The organism is Moraxella bovis (genome assembly GCF_002014975.1).
Lineage (GTDB): Bacteria > Pseudomonadota > Gammaproteobacteria > Pseudomonadales > Moraxellaceae > Moraxella > Moraxella bovis.
Genome location: NZ_MUXV01000005.1, coordinates 1 through 18,536 on the forward strand (window position 1 = coordinate 1; position 18,536 = coordinate 18,536).

Annotated in this window: 21 protein-coding genes and 2 tRNA genes; 3 read left to right on the forward strand and 20 right to left on the reverse strand. The window is 45.0% G+C overall.

The genetic code is table 11. The annotated features are described in order from the left end of the window. A partial coding sequence (locus tag B0182_RS01075) for a helix-turn-helix transcriptional regulator (protein WP_342351452.1) occupies positions 1-397 on the forward strand: 397 nt, incomplete at its 5' end. A gap of 163 nt (positions 398-560) precedes the next feature. Continuing rightward, positions 561-896, forward strand: coding sequence for a hypothetical protein (locus tag B0182_RS01080; protein ID WP_062498976.1), 336 nt, complete (start codon positions 561-563; stop codon positions 894-896). A gap of 82 nt (positions 897-978) precedes the next feature. On the opposite strand, the gene secB is transcribed toward B0182_RS01080, so the two are convergent. The 11 genes from secB to B0182_RS01135 form a co-directional block, all read right to left on the reverse strand. Further along, the gene (gene secB, locus B0182_RS01085) at positions 979-1,419 is read right to left on the reverse strand and encodes a protein-export chaperone SecB (protein ID WP_029103669.1); all 441 of its coding nucleotides are present in this window, start codon (positions 1,417-1,419) and stop codon (positions 979-981) included. 53 nt (positions 1,420-1,472) lie between these two features. Beyond that, on the reverse strand, positions 1,473-1,733 hold the full coding sequence (gene grxC / locus B0182_RS01090) for a glutaredoxin 3 (protein ID WP_078273176.1): 261 nt from the start codon (positions 1,731-1,733) through the stop codon (positions 1,473-1,475). Positions 1,734-1,827: 94 nt separating this feature from the next. Continuing rightward, a complete protein-coding gene (locus tag B0182_RS01095; protein WP_078273177.1) occupies positions 1,828-2,253 on the reverse strand; it encodes a rhodanese-like domain-containing protein in 426 nt (141 codons plus the stop codon). 66 nt (positions 2,254-2,319) lie between these two features. After that, the gene (gene rsgA / locus B0182_RS01100) at positions 2,320-3,366 is read right to left on the reverse strand and encodes a ribosome small subunit-dependent GTPase A (protein ID WP_078273225.1); all 1,047 of its coding nucleotides are present in this window, start codon (positions 3,364-3,366) and stop codon (positions 2,320-2,322) included. Positions 3,367-3,516: 150 nt separating this feature from the next. Beyond that, complete coding sequence (locus tag B0182_RS01105; RefSeq protein ID WP_078273178.1) at positions 3,517-4,161, reverse strand: LysE/ArgO family amino acid transporter; 645 nt, start codon at positions 4,159-4,161, stop codon at positions 3,517-3,519. A 52-nt stretch (positions 4,162-4,213) separates the two neighbouring features. Then, positions 4,214-4,304, reverse strand: a tRNA-Ser gene (locus B0182_RS01110). 88 nt (positions 4,305-4,392) lie between these two features. Beyond that, on the reverse strand, positions 4,393-5,097 hold the full coding sequence (locus B0182_RS01115) for a YdcF family protein (protein WP_078273179.1): 705 nt from the start codon (positions 5,095-5,097) through the stop codon (positions 4,393-4,395). Then, complete coding sequence (murB, locus tag B0182_RS01120; RefSeq protein ID WP_078273180.1) at positions 5,097-6,146, reverse strand: UDP-N-acetylmuramate dehydrogenase; 1,050 nt, start codon at positions 6,144-6,146, stop codon at positions 5,097-5,099. Before murB ends, B0182_RS01115 begins: the two co-directional genes overlap by 1 nt. Continuing rightward, positions 6,139-6,621 carry a low molecular weight protein-tyrosine-phosphatase gene (locus B0182_RS01125; RefSeq protein WP_078273181.1) on the reverse strand — a complete coding sequence of 161 codons (483 nt, stop codon included), beginning with the start codon at positions 6,619-6,621 and terminating at the stop codon, positions 6,139-6,141. The genes murB and B0182_RS01125 overlap by 8 nt, the downstream gene beginning before the upstream one ends. Before the next feature lie 207 nt (positions 6,622-6,828). Beyond that, entirely contained in the window at positions 6,829-7,884 is a 1,056-nt protein-coding gene (locus B0182_RS01130; protein WP_078273226.1) for a mechanosensitive ion channel family protein, read from the reverse strand. 33 nt (positions 7,885-7,917) lie between these two features. Then, a complete protein-coding gene (locus B0182_RS01135; protein WP_228157781.1) occupies positions 7,918-8,793 on the reverse strand; it encodes an energy transducer TonB in 876 nt (291 codons plus the stop codon). A 162-nt stretch (positions 8,794-8,955) separates the two neighbouring features. On the opposite strand from B0182_RS01135, the gene B0182_RS01140 reads away from it, so the two are divergent. Then, a tRNA-Ser gene (locus B0182_RS01140) sits at positions 8,956-9,046 on the forward strand. A 40-nt stretch (positions 9,047-9,086) separates the two neighbouring features. On the opposite strand, the gene B0182_RS01145 is transcribed toward B0182_RS01140, so the two are convergent. From B0182_RS01145 to B0182_RS01190, 9 genes are all read right to left on the reverse strand, one after another. Next, complete coding sequence (locus B0182_RS01145; RefSeq protein WP_078273182.1) at positions 9,087-9,395, reverse strand: DUF3817 domain-containing protein; 309 nt, start codon at positions 9,393-9,395, stop codon at positions 9,087-9,089. A gap of 65 nt (positions 9,396-9,460) precedes the next feature. After that, the gene (locus B0182_RS01150) at positions 9,461-9,835 is read right to left on the reverse strand and encodes an MliC family protein (RefSeq protein ID WP_078273183.1); all 375 of its coding nucleotides are present in this window, start codon (positions 9,833-9,835) and stop codon (positions 9,461-9,463) included. 100 nt (positions 9,836-9,935) lie between these two features. Beyond that, positions 9,936-11,096: an NYN domain-containing protein gene (locus B0182_RS01155; protein WP_244893628.1), complete on the reverse strand. Its 1,161-nt coding sequence runs from the start codon at positions 11,094-11,096 to the stop codon at positions 9,936-9,938. Continuing rightward, positions 11,020-13,611: a type I DNA topoisomerase gene (topA, locus tag B0182_RS01160; RefSeq protein WP_112742789.1), complete on the reverse strand. Its 2,592-nt coding sequence runs from the start codon at positions 13,609-13,611 to the stop codon at positions 11,020-11,022. The genes B0182_RS01155 and topA overlap by 77 nt, the downstream gene beginning before the upstream one ends. Before the next feature lie 206 nt (positions 13,612-13,817). Continuing rightward, positions 13,818-14,345 carry a hypothetical protein gene (locus B0182_RS01165; protein WP_078273186.1) on the reverse strand — a complete coding sequence of 176 codons (528 nt, stop codon included), beginning with the start codon at positions 14,343-14,345 and terminating at the stop codon, positions 13,818-13,820. 10 nt (positions 14,346-14,355) lie between these two features. Then, positions 14,356-14,739 carry a response regulator gene (locus B0182_RS01170; RefSeq protein ID WP_078273187.1) on the reverse strand — a complete coding sequence of 128 codons (384 nt, stop codon included), beginning with the start codon at positions 14,737-14,739 and terminating at the stop codon, positions 14,356-14,358. A gap of 250 nt (positions 14,740-14,989) precedes the next feature. After that, positions 14,990-17,089 carry an ATP-binding protein gene (locus B0182_RS01180; protein ID WP_078273189.1) on the reverse strand — a complete coding sequence of 700 codons (2,100 nt, stop codon included), beginning with the start codon at positions 17,087-17,089 and terminating at the stop codon, positions 14,990-14,992. Between the two features lie 363 nt (positions 17,090-17,452). After that, complete coding sequence (locus tag B0182_RS01185) at positions 17,453-17,893, reverse strand: roadblock/LC7 domain-containing protein (protein ID WP_078273190.1); 441 nt, start codon at positions 17,891-17,893, stop codon at positions 17,453-17,455. A gap of 47 nt (positions 17,894-17,940) precedes the next feature. Beyond that, a complete protein-coding gene (locus B0182_RS01190) occupies positions 17,941-18,468 on the reverse strand; it encodes a GTP-binding protein (RefSeq protein WP_078273191.1) in 528 nt (175 codons plus the stop codon). Positions 18,469-18,536: the final 68 nt, after the last annotated feature.

Here is an 18,536-nt window from a genome sequence, read left to right on the forward strand (position 1 = left end):
ACGGTGTGTCTTGATACACCGCCAGTGGACACAAGAGCAAATGGCGGAAAAATTGGGGCTAACACGACAAGGCTATGCCAAAATAGAGACAGGCAAAAGTTTGCCCAACTTAGAGCGATTGGACGAGATTGCTAAATTATTTGGGGTGAATTTATTTAAACTGCTAAAAACAGACAACAAAAGCGTGGTCTATCAAATCGGTGAAAATTATCACGGCAATAACAATTATTATAATAATAACGAAAAACTACAAACCGAAATTGACAAATTAAAACTAGAAATAGAAAAATTAAATTTAATCATCGCTCACAGGGATGAATTGTTAAAACAAAAAGAGGATTATATTCAGGTTTTAAAAAAACTTGTTAGTATTGGTGAGGAATTATCAGAACTATAATTTTTTTATTTTTAAAAATAAAAATACATGAAAAGTTATTATAAAAACCTCAAAAATTCACCCTTTTGAAATTCTATAACCTTTACTTTGTGGCATGATGTGCTTAGAATATGGACATTGATTATCATCAATACCGTTTATTTTTCATTTTAAGGAACACATCATGACTTGCACCATTCACGCCAATCACGACCACGTTCACGGTACAGGCTGTGGACACACCGCCATTCGTCATGGCGACCACGTGGACTATCTACATGACGGACATTTGCACCATGTGCATGGCGACCACGTGGACGAACACGTCTTAGAAGTCAGCGAACAAAACCCCGCCGAGTGCAACCAAGCTCACCACTGCACGGGTCACGTTCATGGCGAAGGCTGTGGACATGAAGCCGTGCCACATGGCGACCACATTTGCTATATCGTGAACGGACGTTTGCACTATCAGCATGGCGACCACTGCGATGACCACGGTGCGGTAGAGATTGTTGCTTGATATTATCACGCACAAAAAAACCCAAAAGCATGAGGCTTTTGGGTTTTTGTTTTATCAATCAAATGATAAAATAGCCTAGCGATTAGGCATTGCCTTCGGCTTGGGCTTGGCTTTGTAGGAACGCTTGGTCAAAATTGACAGGAGCAAGCAGAAGTTGTGGGAAGCTACCACGAGCGATGATGTCGCTGATGACCTCACGAGCATAAGGGAACAGCACGTTCGGGCAGTAGGCGTTCAATAGATGTGGCATGTCCGCCTCTGGGATATTGCGTAGCAAGAAAATACCTGCTTGTTGTACCTCAGCGATGAATGCGGTACTACCTGCATTTTTGGCGGTAACGCTCACGGTCAATACTACTTCTTTGTGGTCTTCGTCTAGGTCAGAGCTGGTGGTGGTCAGACCGATGTCCAACTCAGGTTGCCACTCTTTGGTGAACACTTCGGCACTTGGAACTTCAAGTGAGATGTCTTTGACATAGATACGCTCTAAACCCAGTTGTGGGGCGGTTTGTTCGTCAGCCATGATAGCCTCCTTTGACTTAAAATTAAACTTACATTAAAACTAAATTAAACCATTTAGGCACTTAACATCTCGTCAAGTTTACCTTCTCTGTCTAGTTTGTTTAGATTATCAAAACCGCCGATAAAGGTGTCGCCAATAAAAATCTTTGGCACAGTGCGGTAATGATTGGTCTTAACGGCAACTTCTTCAAGCTGTGTCTCACTCATCTTGGTAACGTCAAACTCGGTGTACATCACGCCCTTGTGTTCTAGCAGTCGCTTGGCGTTAATGCAATAGGGGCAGGTTTGTTTGACATAAATGGTTACAGGTTTCATATTATCTCTTTTTGGTAAATGTACAGATTCTTAAATGGGGGCGATTGGCATAACTTCAAGACCGCTCATCTTGGTATTAACACATCCTAACAGGTTATTTTTTGCCTTTTTTGTCTGTCGCTCCGACCAGTGGCAAGCCTTGTGCTTGATAATTGGCAATACCCCCCTCTAGTCGCATGGCATTGGGCTTGGCGACCAGTTGCACCGCCATGCCCGCCTGCATGCCGATATCACAGATAAAGACAATAGGGGTAGTCATCGCTTGTAGCTCGGTCAGATGATTTTTTAGCTCGGTAAAAGGAATATTGAGAGAGCCTGCGATGTGCCCTGTGGCAAATTTATTGGCAGGGCGAATGTCAATCAATGTCGCATTGTCGTTATTCACCAGCAACCCCAACGCTTGGGGGGCGATTTTTTTACCGCTACGTTTATTTTCAATACTAAAAAACATGATGGCAAGGACAAAGAGTAGCCCGAATAAAAACGGGTGATTGCCCATAAACTCAAACCAACGCTCCATGACTGCTCCAAAATTTCAAAAGCTGATATTATACCTGTTATTTGTCATAAATGCACTTATTTTGGGCTATTTTATCACACTTGCCCCTTGCTTGGCTTCTGCGACCAGCTCATTAAAGCTCTCCACACGCCGAGACAGCACCGCCCCGTCCGTCACCGCCTGCCAGAACGCACAGCCTTTGGCGTTGGGAGCATGGCTACAATCTCGAAATTGGCACGTCCCATGCAAGTCATTTAACTCATCAAACCCCTTTAAAATGTCATCTGCCGATAAATGCCAAATGCCATACTCACGAATGCCAGGGGTGTCAATAATCCCGCCTTGAGTCAAATCGCCCACGTCATAGGCGAGCAGACGACTGGTGGTCGTGGTGTGCTGACCCAACTGCGAGCCTACCGAGATGATGTTCGTGGACTGCTCGGCATGGGGCAGGATTTGGTTGATTAGGCTTGATTTGCCCACCCCTGACTGCCCTGCAAAGATGGCAAGTTTGCCTGTGATGTGCGATATCAGGGTATCTAGCCCCGTCCTATCCATACTCGAACTTTGGATAACATCGAAACCGTATCGCCCTCCAAGTGCTTGATATTCTTGACAAATCTGCACCACATCGGGGTGATCATCTAACAAATCTGCCTTATTTAGTACAAGCAGGGGCGTAACGCCTGCCAGCCGTGCCACGAGAATATAACGGTCAATCAGCCCTGTGGCAGGCTTTGGCAAGGGGGCAAAAATAATCGCCAAAATCGCCACGTTACTGGCAACAGGCTTGACCTTATGATAACGGTCTGGGCGAGTGATTAGGGTCGTGCGTGGCAGTAGCTGTTCAATGCGTCCTGTGCCTGCAACATCATCGATGCTAAACTTGACCGTATCGCCTGTGGTCAGCATGGGCAGATTGGTGCGAACATGACACCGCCATATCTGCCCGAGTGCCAACGCCGTCTGTGGCATGATGTCGGGCAAGGCAGTGATTTGCACGTCTAACTGCTTACCAAAATGCGACACCACCACCCCTGTGGCAAAAGTGCCGTCATCGATGATGGTCTCTTGGTTTTTTTGGATCTGGCGGGTTTGGTTTTTGGTGAGTTTGCGTTTACGGATAAGGGACATGATGATTTTTGGGAAAAATTTCACACATTTTAGCCCAAAACCGCCCAAAAATAAATGACTTTATCCCAAATGGCGTGATTAGGTTTGGTAGAGTAGGTTAATTTAAAAGGCGATTTTATTCTAAAACATTTTTAAAACATAATGATAATTTTAACCCGCCCATACCCCATAAGCATATTTTATCAGCCCCAACGCAATCATCCACATGATGACGCCAATGATGGCATCTAATATTTGCCATGTTTTGGGTTTGCTAAATAACGGGGTTAATAGCCTTGCCCCATAACCTAAGCCAAAAAACCACACCCCGGACGCTCCCACCGCTCCCATCAAAAACAACTGCTTTTGGTCAGCAGTCAAAGGGGATGCGATACTCCCGACCAGCACCAATGTATCTAGATAGACGTGTGGATTTAGCAGAGTCAGTGCCAAGGTGATGCCCACGCTCTGCTTGATGCTCTTGCCACCGCCATCTTTATCACTTTCAGCCGATACCATCAGATTTGCCCCGCTCTGCCATGCTGATTTGAACGCACGCAAACCATACCAAAACAAAAACAGCACGCCAACCACGGCAAGGATAAGCAAAGCGGTCTTACTCTGTCCGATAAGCGTGCCAACAAACCCCAACACGCCTGCACTCATCAGCACCGCATCACACAAAAAGCAGGTCAAACACACCCAAAAAATGTGCTGTTTTAGCAGTCCTTGTTTTAGGACGTGGGCGTTTTGGGCTCCGATAGCCACAATCAACCCAAACGACACCAAGAAGCCCTGTGCAATATAAGCAAACATAATTTTTCCCAATCAACACAAAAAACCGCCCCTAAGGACGGTTTTTAAATAATGGCGGAAGCTGAGAGATTCGAACTCTCGGTGGGCTACAAACCCACGCCGGTTTTCAAGACCGGTGCATTCAACCGCTCTGCCAAGCTTCCATGGGTGCGTATTATAGCTAAATTTTTAAATAATGCAAGCCTTTTTTGTAAATTTTTAAAAATATTTTTAAAATAATAAGCGTATGATTTAGAAAAATATTTTGGGTTCACGTCTGGGCGTGCTAATCTCTTCTAGGCTAATCTCATCCGCCGTACGGCAGTTGTCCTGCGGGCGAAATATGTCCCGTGCCAACGCCACCATCTCATAAATCGTCCGCCGTGAATGCGTCCAGTTATTACCCCTGTCGCCCCATGTCAGCGGTACGGCAAGCGGTGCAGGTTGTGGGGCGGTAGCGATGCCTGCCCGTGCAAATTGTCGTCTTGCCCGTGCCATGTGATAGCGGTCAGTGATGAGATAGATGCTTTTGGGCAGTTCGTGATGACTCATGAGTTTGGCGGTAAAGGTGGCGTTCTCGCAGGTGTTCATACTGGCATTATCGCTCACGATGACCGCTTCGGGGTGGGCAGTTTTTATGTGTTCTCTTAGCCACGGCGACTCAGCTCCGCTTGTGATGATAGGCAGGGGCGTTTGTGCGTACAATGTAATGACGGTGTCAGCACGGCTTTGGCTATAATGATTCAGCACAATCACGCCATCTTTTTTGGTAAGTCCGCCCCCCAGCACCGTCATAGCGGTGGGATTTTGGGCGGTGTCTAGGGTAATTTTGCTAAACACATCAAGGGCAAATACCCCCACATTGGCAAAAATGGGTGTAAAGATAGATAAGGCAGTCAATCCACCGACCACCGCCATCACCTTGACTGTCCGCCAAATCCACCGCCCTAAGCTCATCAATCCACCCACACAGGCTCACGCACCAAGGTTACGCCAAATTTGTCCTGTACTGTCCGCACGATAAATTCCTGAGCCGTGCGAATGTCGTCTTGCGTGGCGGTGTGTGGGGCGTGGTTGGTTAGCACCAGAGCTTGCTTGTCGTGCGTCAAAATTGGAGCAACCCCCTTGCCCTTTAACTCTGCCTTGTCAATGAGCCACCCTGCGGGGATTTTGATAGCATCGTCATTGATAGGATAGCTTGGCAAGTCGGCAAATTGCTCTTTTAGGGCGATAAACTCGCTCATGGGGATAATCGGATTTTGAAAAAACGAGCCACAATTTGCCAAAACGGCAGGGTTTGGCAGTTTGCTATTACGAATGGTAATGACCGCATGAAATACATCAATGGGGTGGGGGGTATCTCGTCCGTTTTTATTGGCAAGTTCTTGTGCCAAACTTGCCAAATCACCATAATTGGTTAGGGTTTTTGGCTGTTTGTGAAGGGTAAATACGACATGGCTAATCAAATACCGCCCTGCATTGTTCTTAAAAAAACTGTGGCGATACTCAAACTTGCAAGCGGTGTTGTCAAACTCGCATTTTTGACCGTCTGTCAAATCGTAAGCGATGACTTTTGTAATAAAATCAGAGACTTGCACGCCATAGGCTCCGATATTTTGTACAGGACACGCCCCCACAAGCCCGGGGATTAGGGCGAGATTTTCAAGCCCAAAATAGCCTTTATCTAGGCAAGTTTTGATAAAATTGTGCCAATTTTCTCCGCAAGCGACTTGCAAGGTTGCACACTCATTATCTTCTTGCAAAATCTCAATGCCTTGTATTTTTGGCAATAAAACAAGGGCGTTTAGCACACTTGGCAAAATCACGTTACTGCCGTAGGATAGGACAAATAGCGGTAAATCGTGGCGTTTGGCAAAGGCTATGGCGGTCGTGATGTCATCGCCAAGCGTGTCAATATCGTCCAACATCATCGCATGGCGAGCGGTGCAGGACAGAGCCATGGTGTTGTTGTGCGATAAGTCGTGGTTATTTAGAATGTTAGCCATGATGATTTCCGTGCTGATTTGTACTTTGCCAAAGGTCTAGCCACGCACGGCTGACACGCTCAATATGCCCAAACATCGCCTGAAAGTCCCTTATATCGCCATAATACGGGTCGGCAACTTCTTGTTTGGTAAAGTCATCAAACAGCACAACTTGGGCGGTAGCATCGGACGGCATCACCTTTTTGATGCTGGCTAAGTTGTTGTTATCCATCGCAAAAATTATGTCAAACTCATAAAAATCCTGCTTAGATAACTGTCTTGCCCTAAAAGAAGTCAAGTCAAAATCAAGCGTAACGCCAACGTCTATCGCTCGTGAGTCGGGGCGTTCGCCTGTATGGTAATTTGCCGTACCTGCCGAGTCAAAGCGGATAGTAAGCCCTTGATTTTTGGCAAGTTCTGTCATGACGGCTTCGGCAGATGGGCTACGGCAAATGTTGCCAAGACAAACAAAAAGAACAGAATTTGGGGTAGTCATGATGATAGTCATTATAATAGATGGTTGCTTAGATGAGCCGAGATAATCACTGGGCATGAGTGGTGCTACAGGTTATTTTATCGCAAATTGCAGGTGACCCATAGAACACCTGCAATTTGTATTTATTCTGCTTTATGCCCATTGAATTATGGACTGGGTTTGTGTAATTGATGAATAAACTAAGATAAACATGGGCTGTTTTGTCGTTTACTTCATCTTTACTTCATGGTTATCAATGCCTTTGGCAGCCATCAACATGTCATCAAGCCCATCAATTTGTAGTGTGCGGATGGGAAAAGGAATGTTAATGCCTGCTTCATCAAAGGCATATTTGATGCGCTCTAACAGGTCGCATTGCACCGCCCACCAGTCATTATTATTTGTCCATACATACATGATAAGATTTACCGAACTGTCGGCAAGCTCGGTAACACGCACGATAGGCTCTGGGTCTTTTAGTACCAACTCATGCTTTTGTGCTATCTGCATCATGATGTGGCGTGCGGTCTTAATGTCACTGTCATAACCGATGCCAACAGGTACTTCTATACGGCGGTTAGGCAGGGATGAATAGTTGATACTTGCCGATGTCATGATATCGCCATTGGGAATGATGACTTCATGGTTATTAGGCGTGCGTATGCGAGTATTTACCAGTGTAATCTCCTGCACCGTGCCTGTCTGCCCACCCACTTCTACATAATCACCACGACGAAACGGATGGAATACCACAATCAACACGCCTGCCGCCAGGTTAGACACTTGGTCTTTTAAGGACACACCAATGGCAACTGTCATGGCTCCAAGTACCGCCACAAAAGACGTGGTACTGATGCCAAGCTGGTTTAAGGATGCCAAGATGACCGCTGCCAAGATGACCCCATAAAGTAAATTACCTAGAAAACTGACCGCCGTGCCGTCCATCGAGCTACGCACCATGGCACGTTCGGCAAGATTAACAATGTGTTTACCAATCCACTTGCCCACATAAAAAATGATGATGGCAAGCACCGCTTTGACGGCAAATTCGGCAGAGTTGGCGATAAGTGTGCGAGTATCCACCGTAATGCCCAGCAGCTCCAAAGTGTAGTCACTGGCAGTCTCTACGGTTCTGGTCGTACCTGTCACGACTTCTCGGGTGGTTTCCGCCACCACTTCGCCTGTTCTTGACGCTGTGGTTTCTAGGCGCTCGGCAGACTCTTCGGCACTGTTTTTTAGTTCACCAAGAATCGGTGATGAGGTTTGTTTGGTATCTTCAGTCATGGTCGGGGACATTAATTATTAATTGGTCATTGATTAATTGGTCACTTCAATCTTATCACTATATCGCCATGTGCGAATGATTCTAAGCTCGCTAAGCTCGCCCATCTCTTCATCAAAATGCCCATAAGGAGCAGATTGGCGTACCGATTGCTTGGCAGCTTCATCCAAAATGGCAGAATCTGATGATTCAAGCAAGCGAATGGCTTTGACATAGCCATCAGGCGAGATGACCACCATCAGACGGACATCGCCCATGATGTTGTTGCGACGTGCTTCACTAGGATAATATTGGTTGGCGATACGCTCCACATGGCGACGAAAATTCTCCAAGTATCCTGCCGCCACCCCATGCGTGGTCGCATTGCTATTGACCGTATGAATGTTAGATTTGGATGCAAAGACCTGCTGTTTTTGGGACAGCTGAGCTTCTAGCGTGCGGATTTTTTTGCGGATACGTTCTTCTTGGGCTTCTAGGTTGTCTTGCTTTTTCTCGCTGTCATTGTCATTTTGGCTATTGACATAACGCACAGACAGCGTGGTGCGAAGATAGCTTTCTTGGTAGGCTTGCTGACGGCTTTGTTTTTGTAGGTTGATGATGTCTTGGGTCTCTTCCATGTCATCACTGGTGTCAGGACTAATCTCGGTCGTCTCTTGACGCAACTGCTGACGTACTTCTCCGCCCCCCTCTTGACTGGCGTTCGCCACAAAGCGTGCGTCTTCGTTTTTCTCTTTGTTGTCGCTTAGCACCGTTGCCACTTCCTGCGCCATCTCATCGGGTGACATACCTGCACTAAACCCCACCCCAAAAATCACAAAGGCATGCACTGCCACTGCAATGACGGTCGCCATGGGGATGTCTAGGTTTTTGTCTGCTAAAACATCTTTTAGTGAATCAGGCAAGCTAGGCACAGACTTTCTCTTAAATCAAAATGGCTTATATTTTACCTTATTTTGCCAAAACTGACAAATAAAAAGCGACAAACTGCCGATGGGTATTTTTGTAAGTTTATCACGAATAATCGATAAAAAAGATGACAAACTTAAAAAACTCTGCTATAATTCGCCCCCATTGGTGACGTGGCTGAGTGGTTGAAAGCGCACGCCTGGAAAGTGTGTATACGTTAATAGCGTATCGAGAGTTCGAATCTCTCCGTCACCGCCATATTTTAAGCCCTGATGTTTGTCAGGGCTTTTTTATTTTATCACTCATCCGCCATCAGCTCATCTTCTGCCAATTCAAGCTTGTGAATATACCGCTCAAACCAAAATGGGGCAAACGGTAAAATCGATGCCACAAGCCCGATGACAAATACCTTCAAAGACCAGCCCTTAACCTGACACACCACAAGCAGTAGCACGATAAAAGCAACAAACATCACGCCATGAAACATACCTGCATACGGCACCAAAAATGGCTTATTCATCATGTATTTTAAGGGCATGGCAATCCCCAAAAGTAGGATAAAAGATATCCCTTCCAAAAAACTTAGCAAACGTAATAACTTTGTCATAATTTTCCTATTTAAAAGACAAAACAAAACACCGACCAAGCGGTGTTTTGTGGGTAGGCTATTGATTATTCTGCGGTGCAGTTCACTTGGGCAGGGTTGCCATGTACGCCTTTGTAGCTAAATACCGCCATGTCGCCCTTTTGGTGCCATTCACCGCCGTGACCGAAGATACCAGCATCTGTCACATAACGCTCGCCTGATGCTGAAGGTGCGATATTTAAGGTGGTGGTCACGCCTTCTAAGGTTAGCTGGGCTTGGCTGTCGTTAGGGTAGTACAGAGATGGTGCGATGCCGTTATCGCACAAGAAAGCCTTGGTAAATGGTTGATATTCTGATGCCATAACCGCTGATGCACTGGCAGTTTCATTAAGTGCTTTGGTGTTGTTACAGCCTGTCAATACAAGGGCAACAGCCGTTAGGGCAAACGCAAATTTTCTCATGGATAGCTCCTTAAAAGCATGGTTAAAAATAAAACAAATTGAGAATTATTTAACCATTGTACGAGAAAATTAGGAAAAATGCAAGGTAATATTGTTGCATTTATTTCTCTTTTATTGACAACAGTTTAATTCGTGTTTTATCTGCATCTAATTCAAAATATTTACTGTCGATGGCTTTGATAATTTCTTGAATATTTTGATAGCCAAAAATTCTAGGATTAAAATCTGGGTTTCTTTTAGCAATCTCAATTGCTAAAAGATTGATAGAAGTCCACTCATTTAAACCACGATAATCTATTATCACATCATGAACGATTTTTAGCACCTTGGCGAAACTGGGTTTTTTCCTTACAAATTTTTGTGAACCTTCTAGTTTTATCTCAAACAAATCTAATGCTTGCAATAATCCTGGTAGCTTGGCACGCCTATAAGTTCTTGTATCAAAATCAGGCTTAATGGTTGCCAAGTGATTGCCTAGCGTAGATAAATTCGCCCAACCATCGTCATCTGCAATATCTTTAATAGATTTATAGATAAGTTGTAGGGTTGGCTCATCTATTGCAACCTGTTGACTGAGCATTGTTGGTTTTTGAATAACATCATCAGATAATTGCTTAATGCTGTCTTTTGACAGCCTATTTTGACTGTTCATGGCTTTATTTTTTTCCATCAGTAGTGATGAATTTTCCTTATTATCAAGTATTTCATTGGTATCATTTTCCACATAGCTTTGAGTTAGATTTTCTATATAAATAAATTTGTCGCACGCATTGATAAAAGCACTTGGTGTTTGGATTTTGCCAAATCCATAAACCATCAAGCCACTTTCACGAATACGGCTGGCAAGCGGAGTAAAATCACTGTCGCTTGATATAATACAAAAGCCATCTAATTGATTGCCATACAGCAAATCCATGGCATTGATGATAAGCATCATGTCCGTGGCATCTTTGCCTTTGGTGTAGGCAAACTGCTGAATGGGTGTAATGGCATGCGATAGCGAAACATCACGCCAAACGTGCAAGCGATTGGTTGGCTTGCCGTTTTCATTAATCTCGCTACTCCAATCGCCATAGACACGCTTGACGATTGGCACGCCATATTTGGCAATCTCTTGTAGCACAAGCCCTATGGTCTTGTGAGATGTATTATCTGCATCAATGAGTACCGCCAACTTTTTCATATCACTCACCAACCCAAGCCCCACCTCTCCACACCAACGCAAACTTGGTCGCCTTACCGTCCTTTTCTGAGCCGACATATTGCTCGGCATTTTTGCGAGACCAACGTAATATGGTCGGGTTGCCGTCATTGTCGGTTGTGGGGGCGGATAGTAGATAGTGGAATTTGGGGTCAAGCTCGCCTTGTATGGCTTGCAATTCTGCCACTTTGGGCGGACGAGTTTCACGGATTTTGGGGAATTTAGACGCCGCCAAAAACAGCCCTGCCGCCCCTTCACGCAAGATATAATGGTCATCAAACCGCACTGAACGCAAATGTGGCATGGGGATCGCCGTCATGCGTGGCGGTGCAGGTTGTCCGTCTTTTTGAACTTTGCGGGTGTTGTCGCATTTTTGGCAAGCAAAATACGCCCCAAACCGCCCTGTTTTTAGCTCCATTTGCCCATCGCATTTGTCGCAGTCAATGGTCGGTGCGTCATTGCCTTTGTGGGTGTCAAACACGCCTTTTTCTAACAAATAGCCATCGCAGTCAGGGTTATTACCACAAACGTGCAATTTCAACCCACCGTCCACGATATAGCCGTCCATTGCCGTGTGGCATTTTGGGCAACGCTTTTTTTCTAATAACGACAAAACCTCGTCCGACTCATCGTCTGCCGTCTGATTGGCAAAGGCTTCCACCGCCATGAGATTTTTTGTTCCCTTGCACCGCTCTTTTGGCGGTAAGTTATAGCCTGTACAGCCCAAAAACACGCCCGTACCGCCTGTACGGATTTGCATGGGACGACCACACAAATCACAATGCACGTCAGGCACGTCCGTGGGGTCGTTGGGTTTCATGCCGTCTTTAGCTTTGGCGGTTTCTAATTTGCCCTTAAAATCGCCGTAAAACTCATCAAGCACCGCCTTATAATCCACATCCCCTTCTGCCACATGGTCAAGTTTATCCTCCAAATTGGCGGTAAAAGTGTAGTCCATAAGGTCAGGAAAACTGCCTGTCAAGCGGTCGGTTACAATGTCGCCCATTTTTTCGGCAAATAGGCGTTTGTTTTCGGTGCGGACATAGCCACGCTCTTGAATGGTGGAGATGATAGACGCATAGGTGGACGGTCGTCCGATACCACGTTTTTCAAGCTCTTTAACAAGGCTCGCTTCGGTATAACGGGCTGGCGGTTTGGTAAAATGCTGGCTTGGGATAATCTCGTTTACCGTCAAACTCTCGCCCACTTTGACATCAGGCAGTAGCACGTCATCGCTTTTGGTAGGGGGCTGGGCTTTGGTGTAGCCATCAAAGGTCATGACACGCCCTTTTGCCTTTAATTCCACATTGCCAGACGACACGGTCAAGGTCATGGATAGGTACTGGGCAGGGGGCATTTGACACGCCACAAACTGTCGCCAAATCAGCTCATAAAGCCTTTGGGCATCTCGCTCCATGTCTTTTAGATGAGCCGACAACACCGCCACATCAGACGGACGAATGGCTTCGTGGGCTTCTTGGGCGTTTTGTTTATTGCCATAGACGTTGGGCGATTTTGGCAAATATTGACTGCCATAATTGGTCTCAATGTACGCTCGTACACTTGATAAAGCGTCGGCACTCAAAAACGTGCTGTCGGTACGCATATAAGTGATGTAGCCTGCTTCGTACAGACGTTGGGCGAGCATCATCGTTTTTTTGACATTAAAGCCAAGGCGTGTGCTTGCCGACTGCTGTAGGGTGGACGTGATAAAAGGAGCAGACGGCTTGGACTGGGTGGGCTTTTGCTCACGGTCAGACACGATAAAGGGATTGTTGTTTAAAATATCAACTACCGCCACCGCTTCTTGTTCATTGACAAGGCTTAACTCTTTGCCATTTTGGCGGACGGCTTCTAGATAAATATTTTCTTTTGAACTGCTCACTGTATCGGCATGAATTTGCCAATATTCGGTGGGCGTAAAGGCACGAATCTCACGCTCTTTTTCCACGACAAGGCGAGTGGCAACCGACTGCACACGCCCTGCCGACAAGCCACGAGCGACCTTCGCCCACAGTAGAGGCGACACCATAAAACCGACCACACGGTCAAGAAAACGGCGAGCTTGCTGGGCGTTCACACGGTCATAATTTAAGCTACTGGGGTGCTTGAAGGCCTCGGTAATGGCGGATTTGGTAATCTCGTTAAACACCACACGGCTGTATTTACTGTCGCTGCCGCCAATGACTTCCTTTAAATGCCATGCAATCGCCTCTCCTTCACGATCCAAGTCCGTTGCCAGATAAATGGTATCAGCGTCTTTGGCAAGGGCTTTTAGCTCTTTGATAACTTTGGTTTTGTTGGGCAAAATCTCATAGACCGCCTGCCAGTCGTTCTCAGGATTGACCCCCATACGGCGAACCAGAGCGTTATACGCCTTCTGTTCACGAGACAGTCCCGACTCGTCCGCTTTTTCGGCTTTGCCCGTCCCCGACACAGGCAAATCACGCACATGACCCACACTAGACCGCACGATATAGCCCGAGCCTAGATATTTGTTAATGGTTTTGGCTTTGGCGGGGGATTCCACGATAACTAGGGCTTTGCCTTTGCCCGACACGGGGGTGTCTGCCATGTCATCCTTGGCAGTTTTGGTTGTTTTTTTGGTGGGTGCTTTTGTGGCTTTGACGGTATTTTTGGTGCGTGTGCTGGGTTTTTTGGGAAGTGCCATGGGTTGCCTATTTGTCTTATAATGTTAAAATGTTCACTTTATAAGGGGGCTTTGGCATTTTGTCAATAGTCTGGTAAAATATTTTAACAATTTTATACACAAGTGGTTGCTTAGCGGGACGACTTTGGGGTATTGATGTTTTGCACGCTTTGCAAAAAGGTTTTGAGTGCGAGCAAATCCTGCTCCATGATTGACATCGCTTGCTCGTCTTTGATGGCAAAACTTTTGGCGTATTTTTCATCGTACCAGTAAATGGTTACGCTGTTGGCTTTGGTGGTCAGTCCCTGGATATAGGGCAGTAGTGGCTCGGGGGGTATACCCACACTGACAGGCACGCCATCTTTGTTTTGCCAGTCGCCCCCCGTCCACAGCAAGCGTTTGGCAAGCAACTGCCAGCTGTCATTAATGACGGTGTACTGGGCTATCATGCCGTGATTATTTGTCTGCTTGTCCTGCCCGCTCTCTTTGTGCTGTCTTAGCCAATCGGGCATGGCAACCAGTTTGGGGTGCAAGTCTATCTTGCGGGCAAACATTCGCATGTCACCCACTCGCACTTCACTCATCTTTGGCTTTAAGCCCATGATGTTGCCAAGCACAAACAGCACAGCAACGATAACGACAATGACCCCAATACTCACAACTGGCTACTTATTTCTTAGCTTTGGCACTAAGTTCAATCAAGCGTTGCATGCCTGCAATCAGCTCTTCGTCATTAAACGGCTTATAAATAAAACCCCTTGCTCCGACTTGCAAGGCTTGTAATGCCGTCATACGATCAGAGAGTGCCGAGACAACCAAAATACTCACGCCCGTTCCTTTGCCCACGATACGCTTGATGCATTCAAGTCCACCCATCTGTGGCATGGTCAAGTCCATGGTAATAAAATCAGGACGAAATTCATCAAATTTTAATACGGCATCCACGCCATTATTGGCGGTCGCCACAATCTCAATACTACTACCCTCAAAACAACGCTCAATGCGGTTACGAATAATATTAGAATCATCAACAATCATCAGACGATAAGCCATTCTTTGCTCCAAAATCTAAAAATCACAAACAAACCTGGGGCGTGTCCGCCTTTGGTATTTGCAATGAAAAATGAGAAAAATCGCACGTTTTTCAAGAAAAAAGTGAAGTTTGATAGTCATTCTATCAAACAAGCTTTTGACTTCAAGCCACAAGATTTAGCCAATTTTCATGCAAAAATTGATTTGAATTATAAAATTCTCATTAAAATCAAAGGCAGGCACGCCCCACTCAGGTCTGTTTTTATTTATATTACTGTGCATCAAAGTTGATGACAATCTTTGTATTTAGCCCTGGCTGACTCTCGACATTGATTTTACCATTAACTTCTTTGACCCACTCACGCACGATGTCCATGCCCACACCACGCCCACTGTCTTCATCGACACCATTGGCAGTTGAGACACCTGAGCGGAACATGATAGCGTATAGACGACTGTCGGGCAAGCTTGATGCTTGTTCAGCAGTCATAAGATTCATCTCAGTGGCTTTTTGACGTAGTTTTTGCAAATCCACGCCTGCCCCATCATCGATGATACTCATGCGTAGCTGACTGCCATATTTTAAAAGCATTAGCTTGATTTGACCTACTTCGCTTTTACCTGCCTGCACACGCACATCAGGTGTCTCAATGCCATGAGCGATGGCATTTTTAAGTAGCTGAATGCCGACATCTTGGCAGAACTTTTTGAGCTTATCAGTCATCTGAATATCTTCAAAACCTGTTAAGTTTACCTTAACTTTTTTGCCTTGACGTTCGGCGATTTGCTGAGCATAATCACCAAAGTAGCTTTGCCAATCTAGCGAATGACTACTTGGGGCGACAGTGGCAGATTTGTCATCTGTCTGCATCATCACACTTTGTACGCTTTGCCCGACATCATCTTTGTCTATTTCTTTTGCCACACGGCTAATGCGTTGCAAGAGTTTTTCTACAAATTGGTTCAAATCCAAAATGTCATTTAGAATAATCGTAAAGCCCAAAAAGTCCTGACCTGAGACCGTGTTTTGATTGCGAATTAGCACCAGATTCTCTTCGCCTTGCTCGGCAAGACGCACAAAGCTACCCATCTTAATGGCAGATGCTTCGCCTTTTAGACTGTGCATTTTTCTAAATAGGGCTTGGGCTTTGTTATGTAGCTGACCTTCGACTCTTAGAATCTCGTTCATCTCACTCACACGCTCATAAGTGTTATTGATGAATTGATTTAGTACGTTGATATCGACGTTTAGGATGTGTCCAATCATCTCAATCTGACGGTCATGCTGTGCCTTTTCACTCTCCAAAGTTTTTTCAAGTAATACCGAGTCGGTCACATCAACAACGCTCACAAAGATTTCTTCAACTTCGTCGTTTTCGCTCTCTTGAACACGCAAGAAGCTAAACGACAGGTATTTGAACACCGTATCTCCCTGCTCGTTCATGACGTTTACTTTGATTTGTCGTAGTGGGTTCAAATCCCCAATCAACTCTGATACCACCCAGGGATTATAAAGCTGTTCAACAAACAGCTTGGTTGCTTCAATATCATCACGCCCTACCATGCCTTGCAACAGCTCGGTCAAGGTAATGCCTGCAATGTCCTTACGCCCCAAGATGACTTCTAGATTCTTAGAGTGAGCATCCGAGATGACAAAGTTTTTGTCAATCAAAAACAGACCTTCTTGCACTGTATCTAAGATGTTGGTCGTTTGACGACGGGCAATTTGTAGGTTACGGTCAGATGCGGTCAGTTTTTTTAAAAAATAAAACACAAACCAAATAAAATACAGACCTGCCAGCACAAAGCCTGCCATCATCACGTTTCTGGCAAGAGCCGTCCATTTTAGACCTCTAGCAGTCTGATTGTCCCAAACCACTAGAACTGAACCATAAACGTTTTCGTCAAACTCATCAAAAATATGTCTTGCCACAGGATTGAGGTCTGCTTGACCATCTAGCACAGGATTTAGGCGTTGTTTATAATCCGTCCACCATGCTTTTAACTCGTTAAATGCTTGGACATCCTCAGGATGCGTGAGTGCCTCGACAGGCACCGTTCTGTCTTCGACTTGATACTCGCCACCTGTCTCATAAAGACGCATGTACTCATCAACCGCATCCACACTTTTTCTTAGTGTCGCTATCGCCTCAGGTCGCTCTTCTTCAGTCGCAACTTGCAATCGCTGGGTTAATAAGTTGACATTATAATACTCATCACTTAGATAACCGAATATATCAAAGAAGTTAGAGATTTTGTTAACTTGTTGGTTAGCATGATAGTTAAACCCCAAAATGCCCGCCACCAATGCCAAAAAGACTGCCAAAGATAATAGCAGGCTTTTATATCGTGAATCTAATAAACCGCCCATAACTTGCCTTCACTTGTCATGCATCAAAAAAATCAACTTGTCATTAATGCATAAATATTTAATATGTTTAATTAAAAAATTATTTTGTCGCATTAAAAACAATTGTTAAAATAATTATTTTTAAAGTGCATTTATATTTATTTGGTATATATCTGTACCAATTACAATTAGACTAACAACTGTCTGAGCAATTGCCGACTAAAATTGTGTATTTTATACCAAAAAACCAAATTATTCTAACACTAATTAACAATTCATACATTTTTATGTATCAATCAATAATAAAAGTCATTACAATCATCATCTTATTTATAAAAACAAAAAACAGCCCGATATCGGACTGTTGAGTGATGATTCATGTGCTTATTTGCCGTGATGCTGGCCGTCAAGCTCCACCAAACGAGTGGTGGCTTTATTCATGGCGTGCATGATTTGCCCGAGTAGAACCTGCTGTTTGGTGACCACAATCAAGATCATGGGCTGATTGACATTTGGCACGGCACTAATCATAATTTTGCCATTTTCAGCATCCAGAATCACCGAACGACACCCAGTCAGCTGAGCCTCGGCAGTTAAGGCTTGTACCAGTGCCAAGATGGATGAACCCACTGCTGAGAGTTTATTGCCATCATAGTTTTTTTGAAAGATAGATGATATTTCAAAACCATCGGTCGATGCCAGTAATACACCATCTACGCCTGTGGTAGAATACACCAACTCATGAAGCACTTCTTTTGAAAGTGTCACAAATTGCTCAGCAGGCTTGACACGATTAGAATCCAATTTAAAAGGACTAAGGCTCATTATTTTACTCCAAGATGTTTATTTGTATGTCAGTGTTGTCAAGTGATTTACTCAGACTGTTCTAGGCTAGCGATGATACTCTCAACGAGCAACAAGACATCTTCACGTTTACGCATGTCCACAGGGAATAGTGGTAAGTTACGCCCAATGCTCGCTAGATAATCACGATAAATGGAGAATTCACGCTCGGGCATTTTGTCCACTTGACTGATACCCAGCACGATACGACCATCATAAATGCTATCAAAAGTCTTTAAATAATGTGCCAAATCTGCCACAGAATCAGGTGCCGAATGATCAATCAAAATCACCACGCCCAAAGCACCTTGGGATAGAATGGGCCAGATAAAATTAAAACGCTCCTGTCCTGGAGTGCCGTAAAGACCAATACTTGCCCCACCATCAATGGTCAGCTCACCATAGTCCATGCCGACTGTGGTCAAAAGCTTGGCGTTGGTATCAAGGTCGGTATTCATGACCTCGGTTGAGACCACAGGAATGTCAGAGAGACTAGAGATGGCCTGGGTCTTACCTGCACCCATAGGACCACTAAATACGATTTTAAGACGTTGCATAAGTGCTACCTAAATAACTATATTAAATATATTGGCTCTGGTTCAAAAAAGTATGCTACAAAGAAAAC

Coding starts and splice junctions, on each gene's coding strand:
- B0182_RS01080 (WP_062498976.1), top strand. CDS start 561: ATGACTTGCACCATTCACGCCAATCACGACCACGTTCACGGTACAGGC.
- rsgA (WP_078273225.1), bottom strand. CDS start 3,366: ATGTCCCTTATCCGTAAACGCAAACTCACCAAAAACCAAACCCGCCAG.
- topA (WP_112742789.1), bottom strand. CDS start 13,611: ATGGCAGACACCCCCGTGTCGGGCAAAGGCAAAGCCCTAGTTATCGTG.
- B0182_RS01190 (WP_078273191.1), bottom strand. CDS start 18,468: ATGCAACGTCTTAAAATCGTATTTAGTGGTCCTATGGGTGCAGGTAAG.
- B0182_RS01095 (WP_078273177.1), bottom strand. CDS start 2,253: ATGGAGCGTTGGTTTGAGTTTATGGGCAATCACCCGTTTTTATTCGGG.
- murB (WP_078273180.1), bottom strand. CDS start 6,146: ATGGCTAACATTCTAAATAACCACGACTTATCGCACAACAACACCATG.
- B0182_RS01115 (WP_078273179.1), bottom strand. CDS start 5,097: ATGAGCTTAGGGCGGTGGATTTGGCGGACAGTCAAGGTGATGGCGGTG.
- secB (WP_029103669.1), bottom strand. CDS start 1,419: ATGGCTGACGAACAAACCGCCCCACAACTGGGTTTAGAGCGTATCTAT.
- B0182_RS01125 (WP_078273181.1), bottom strand. CDS start 6,621: ATGACTACCCCAAATTCTGTTCTTTTTGTTTGTCTTGGCAACATTTGC.
- B0182_RS01105 (WP_078273178.1), bottom strand. CDS start 4,161: ATGTTTGCTTATATTGCACAGGGCTTCTTGGTGTCGTTTGGGTTGATT.
- B0182_RS01185 (WP_078273190.1), bottom strand. CDS start 17,893: ATGAGCCTTAGTCCTTTTAAATTGGATTCTAATCGTGTCAAGCCTGCT.
- B0182_RS01130 (WP_078273226.1), bottom strand. CDS start 7,884: ATGACTGAAGATACCAAACAAACCTCATCACCGATTCTTGGTGAACTA.
- B0182_RS01180 (WP_078273189.1), bottom strand. CDS start 17,089: ATGGGCGGTTTATTAGATTCACGATATAAAAGCCTGCTATTATCTTTG.
- B0182_RS01145 (WP_078273182.1), bottom strand. CDS start 9,395: ATGACAAAGTTATTACGTTTGCTAAGTTTTTTGGAAGGGATATCTTTT.
- grxC (WP_078273176.1), bottom strand. CDS start 1,733: ATGAAACCTGTAACCATTTATGTCAAACAAACCTGCCCCTATTGCATT.
- B0182_RS01150 (WP_078273183.1), bottom strand. CDS start 9,835: ATGAGAAAATTTGCGTTTGCCCTAACGGCTGTTGCCCTTGTATTGACA.
- B0182_RS01170 (WP_078273187.1), bottom strand. CDS start 14,739: ATGGCTTATCGTCTGATGATTGTTGATGATTCTAATATTATTCGTAAC.
- B0182_RS01155 (WP_244893628.1), bottom strand. CDS start 11,096: ATGTCGGCTCAGAAAAGGACGGTAAGGCGACCAAGTTTGCGTTGGTGT.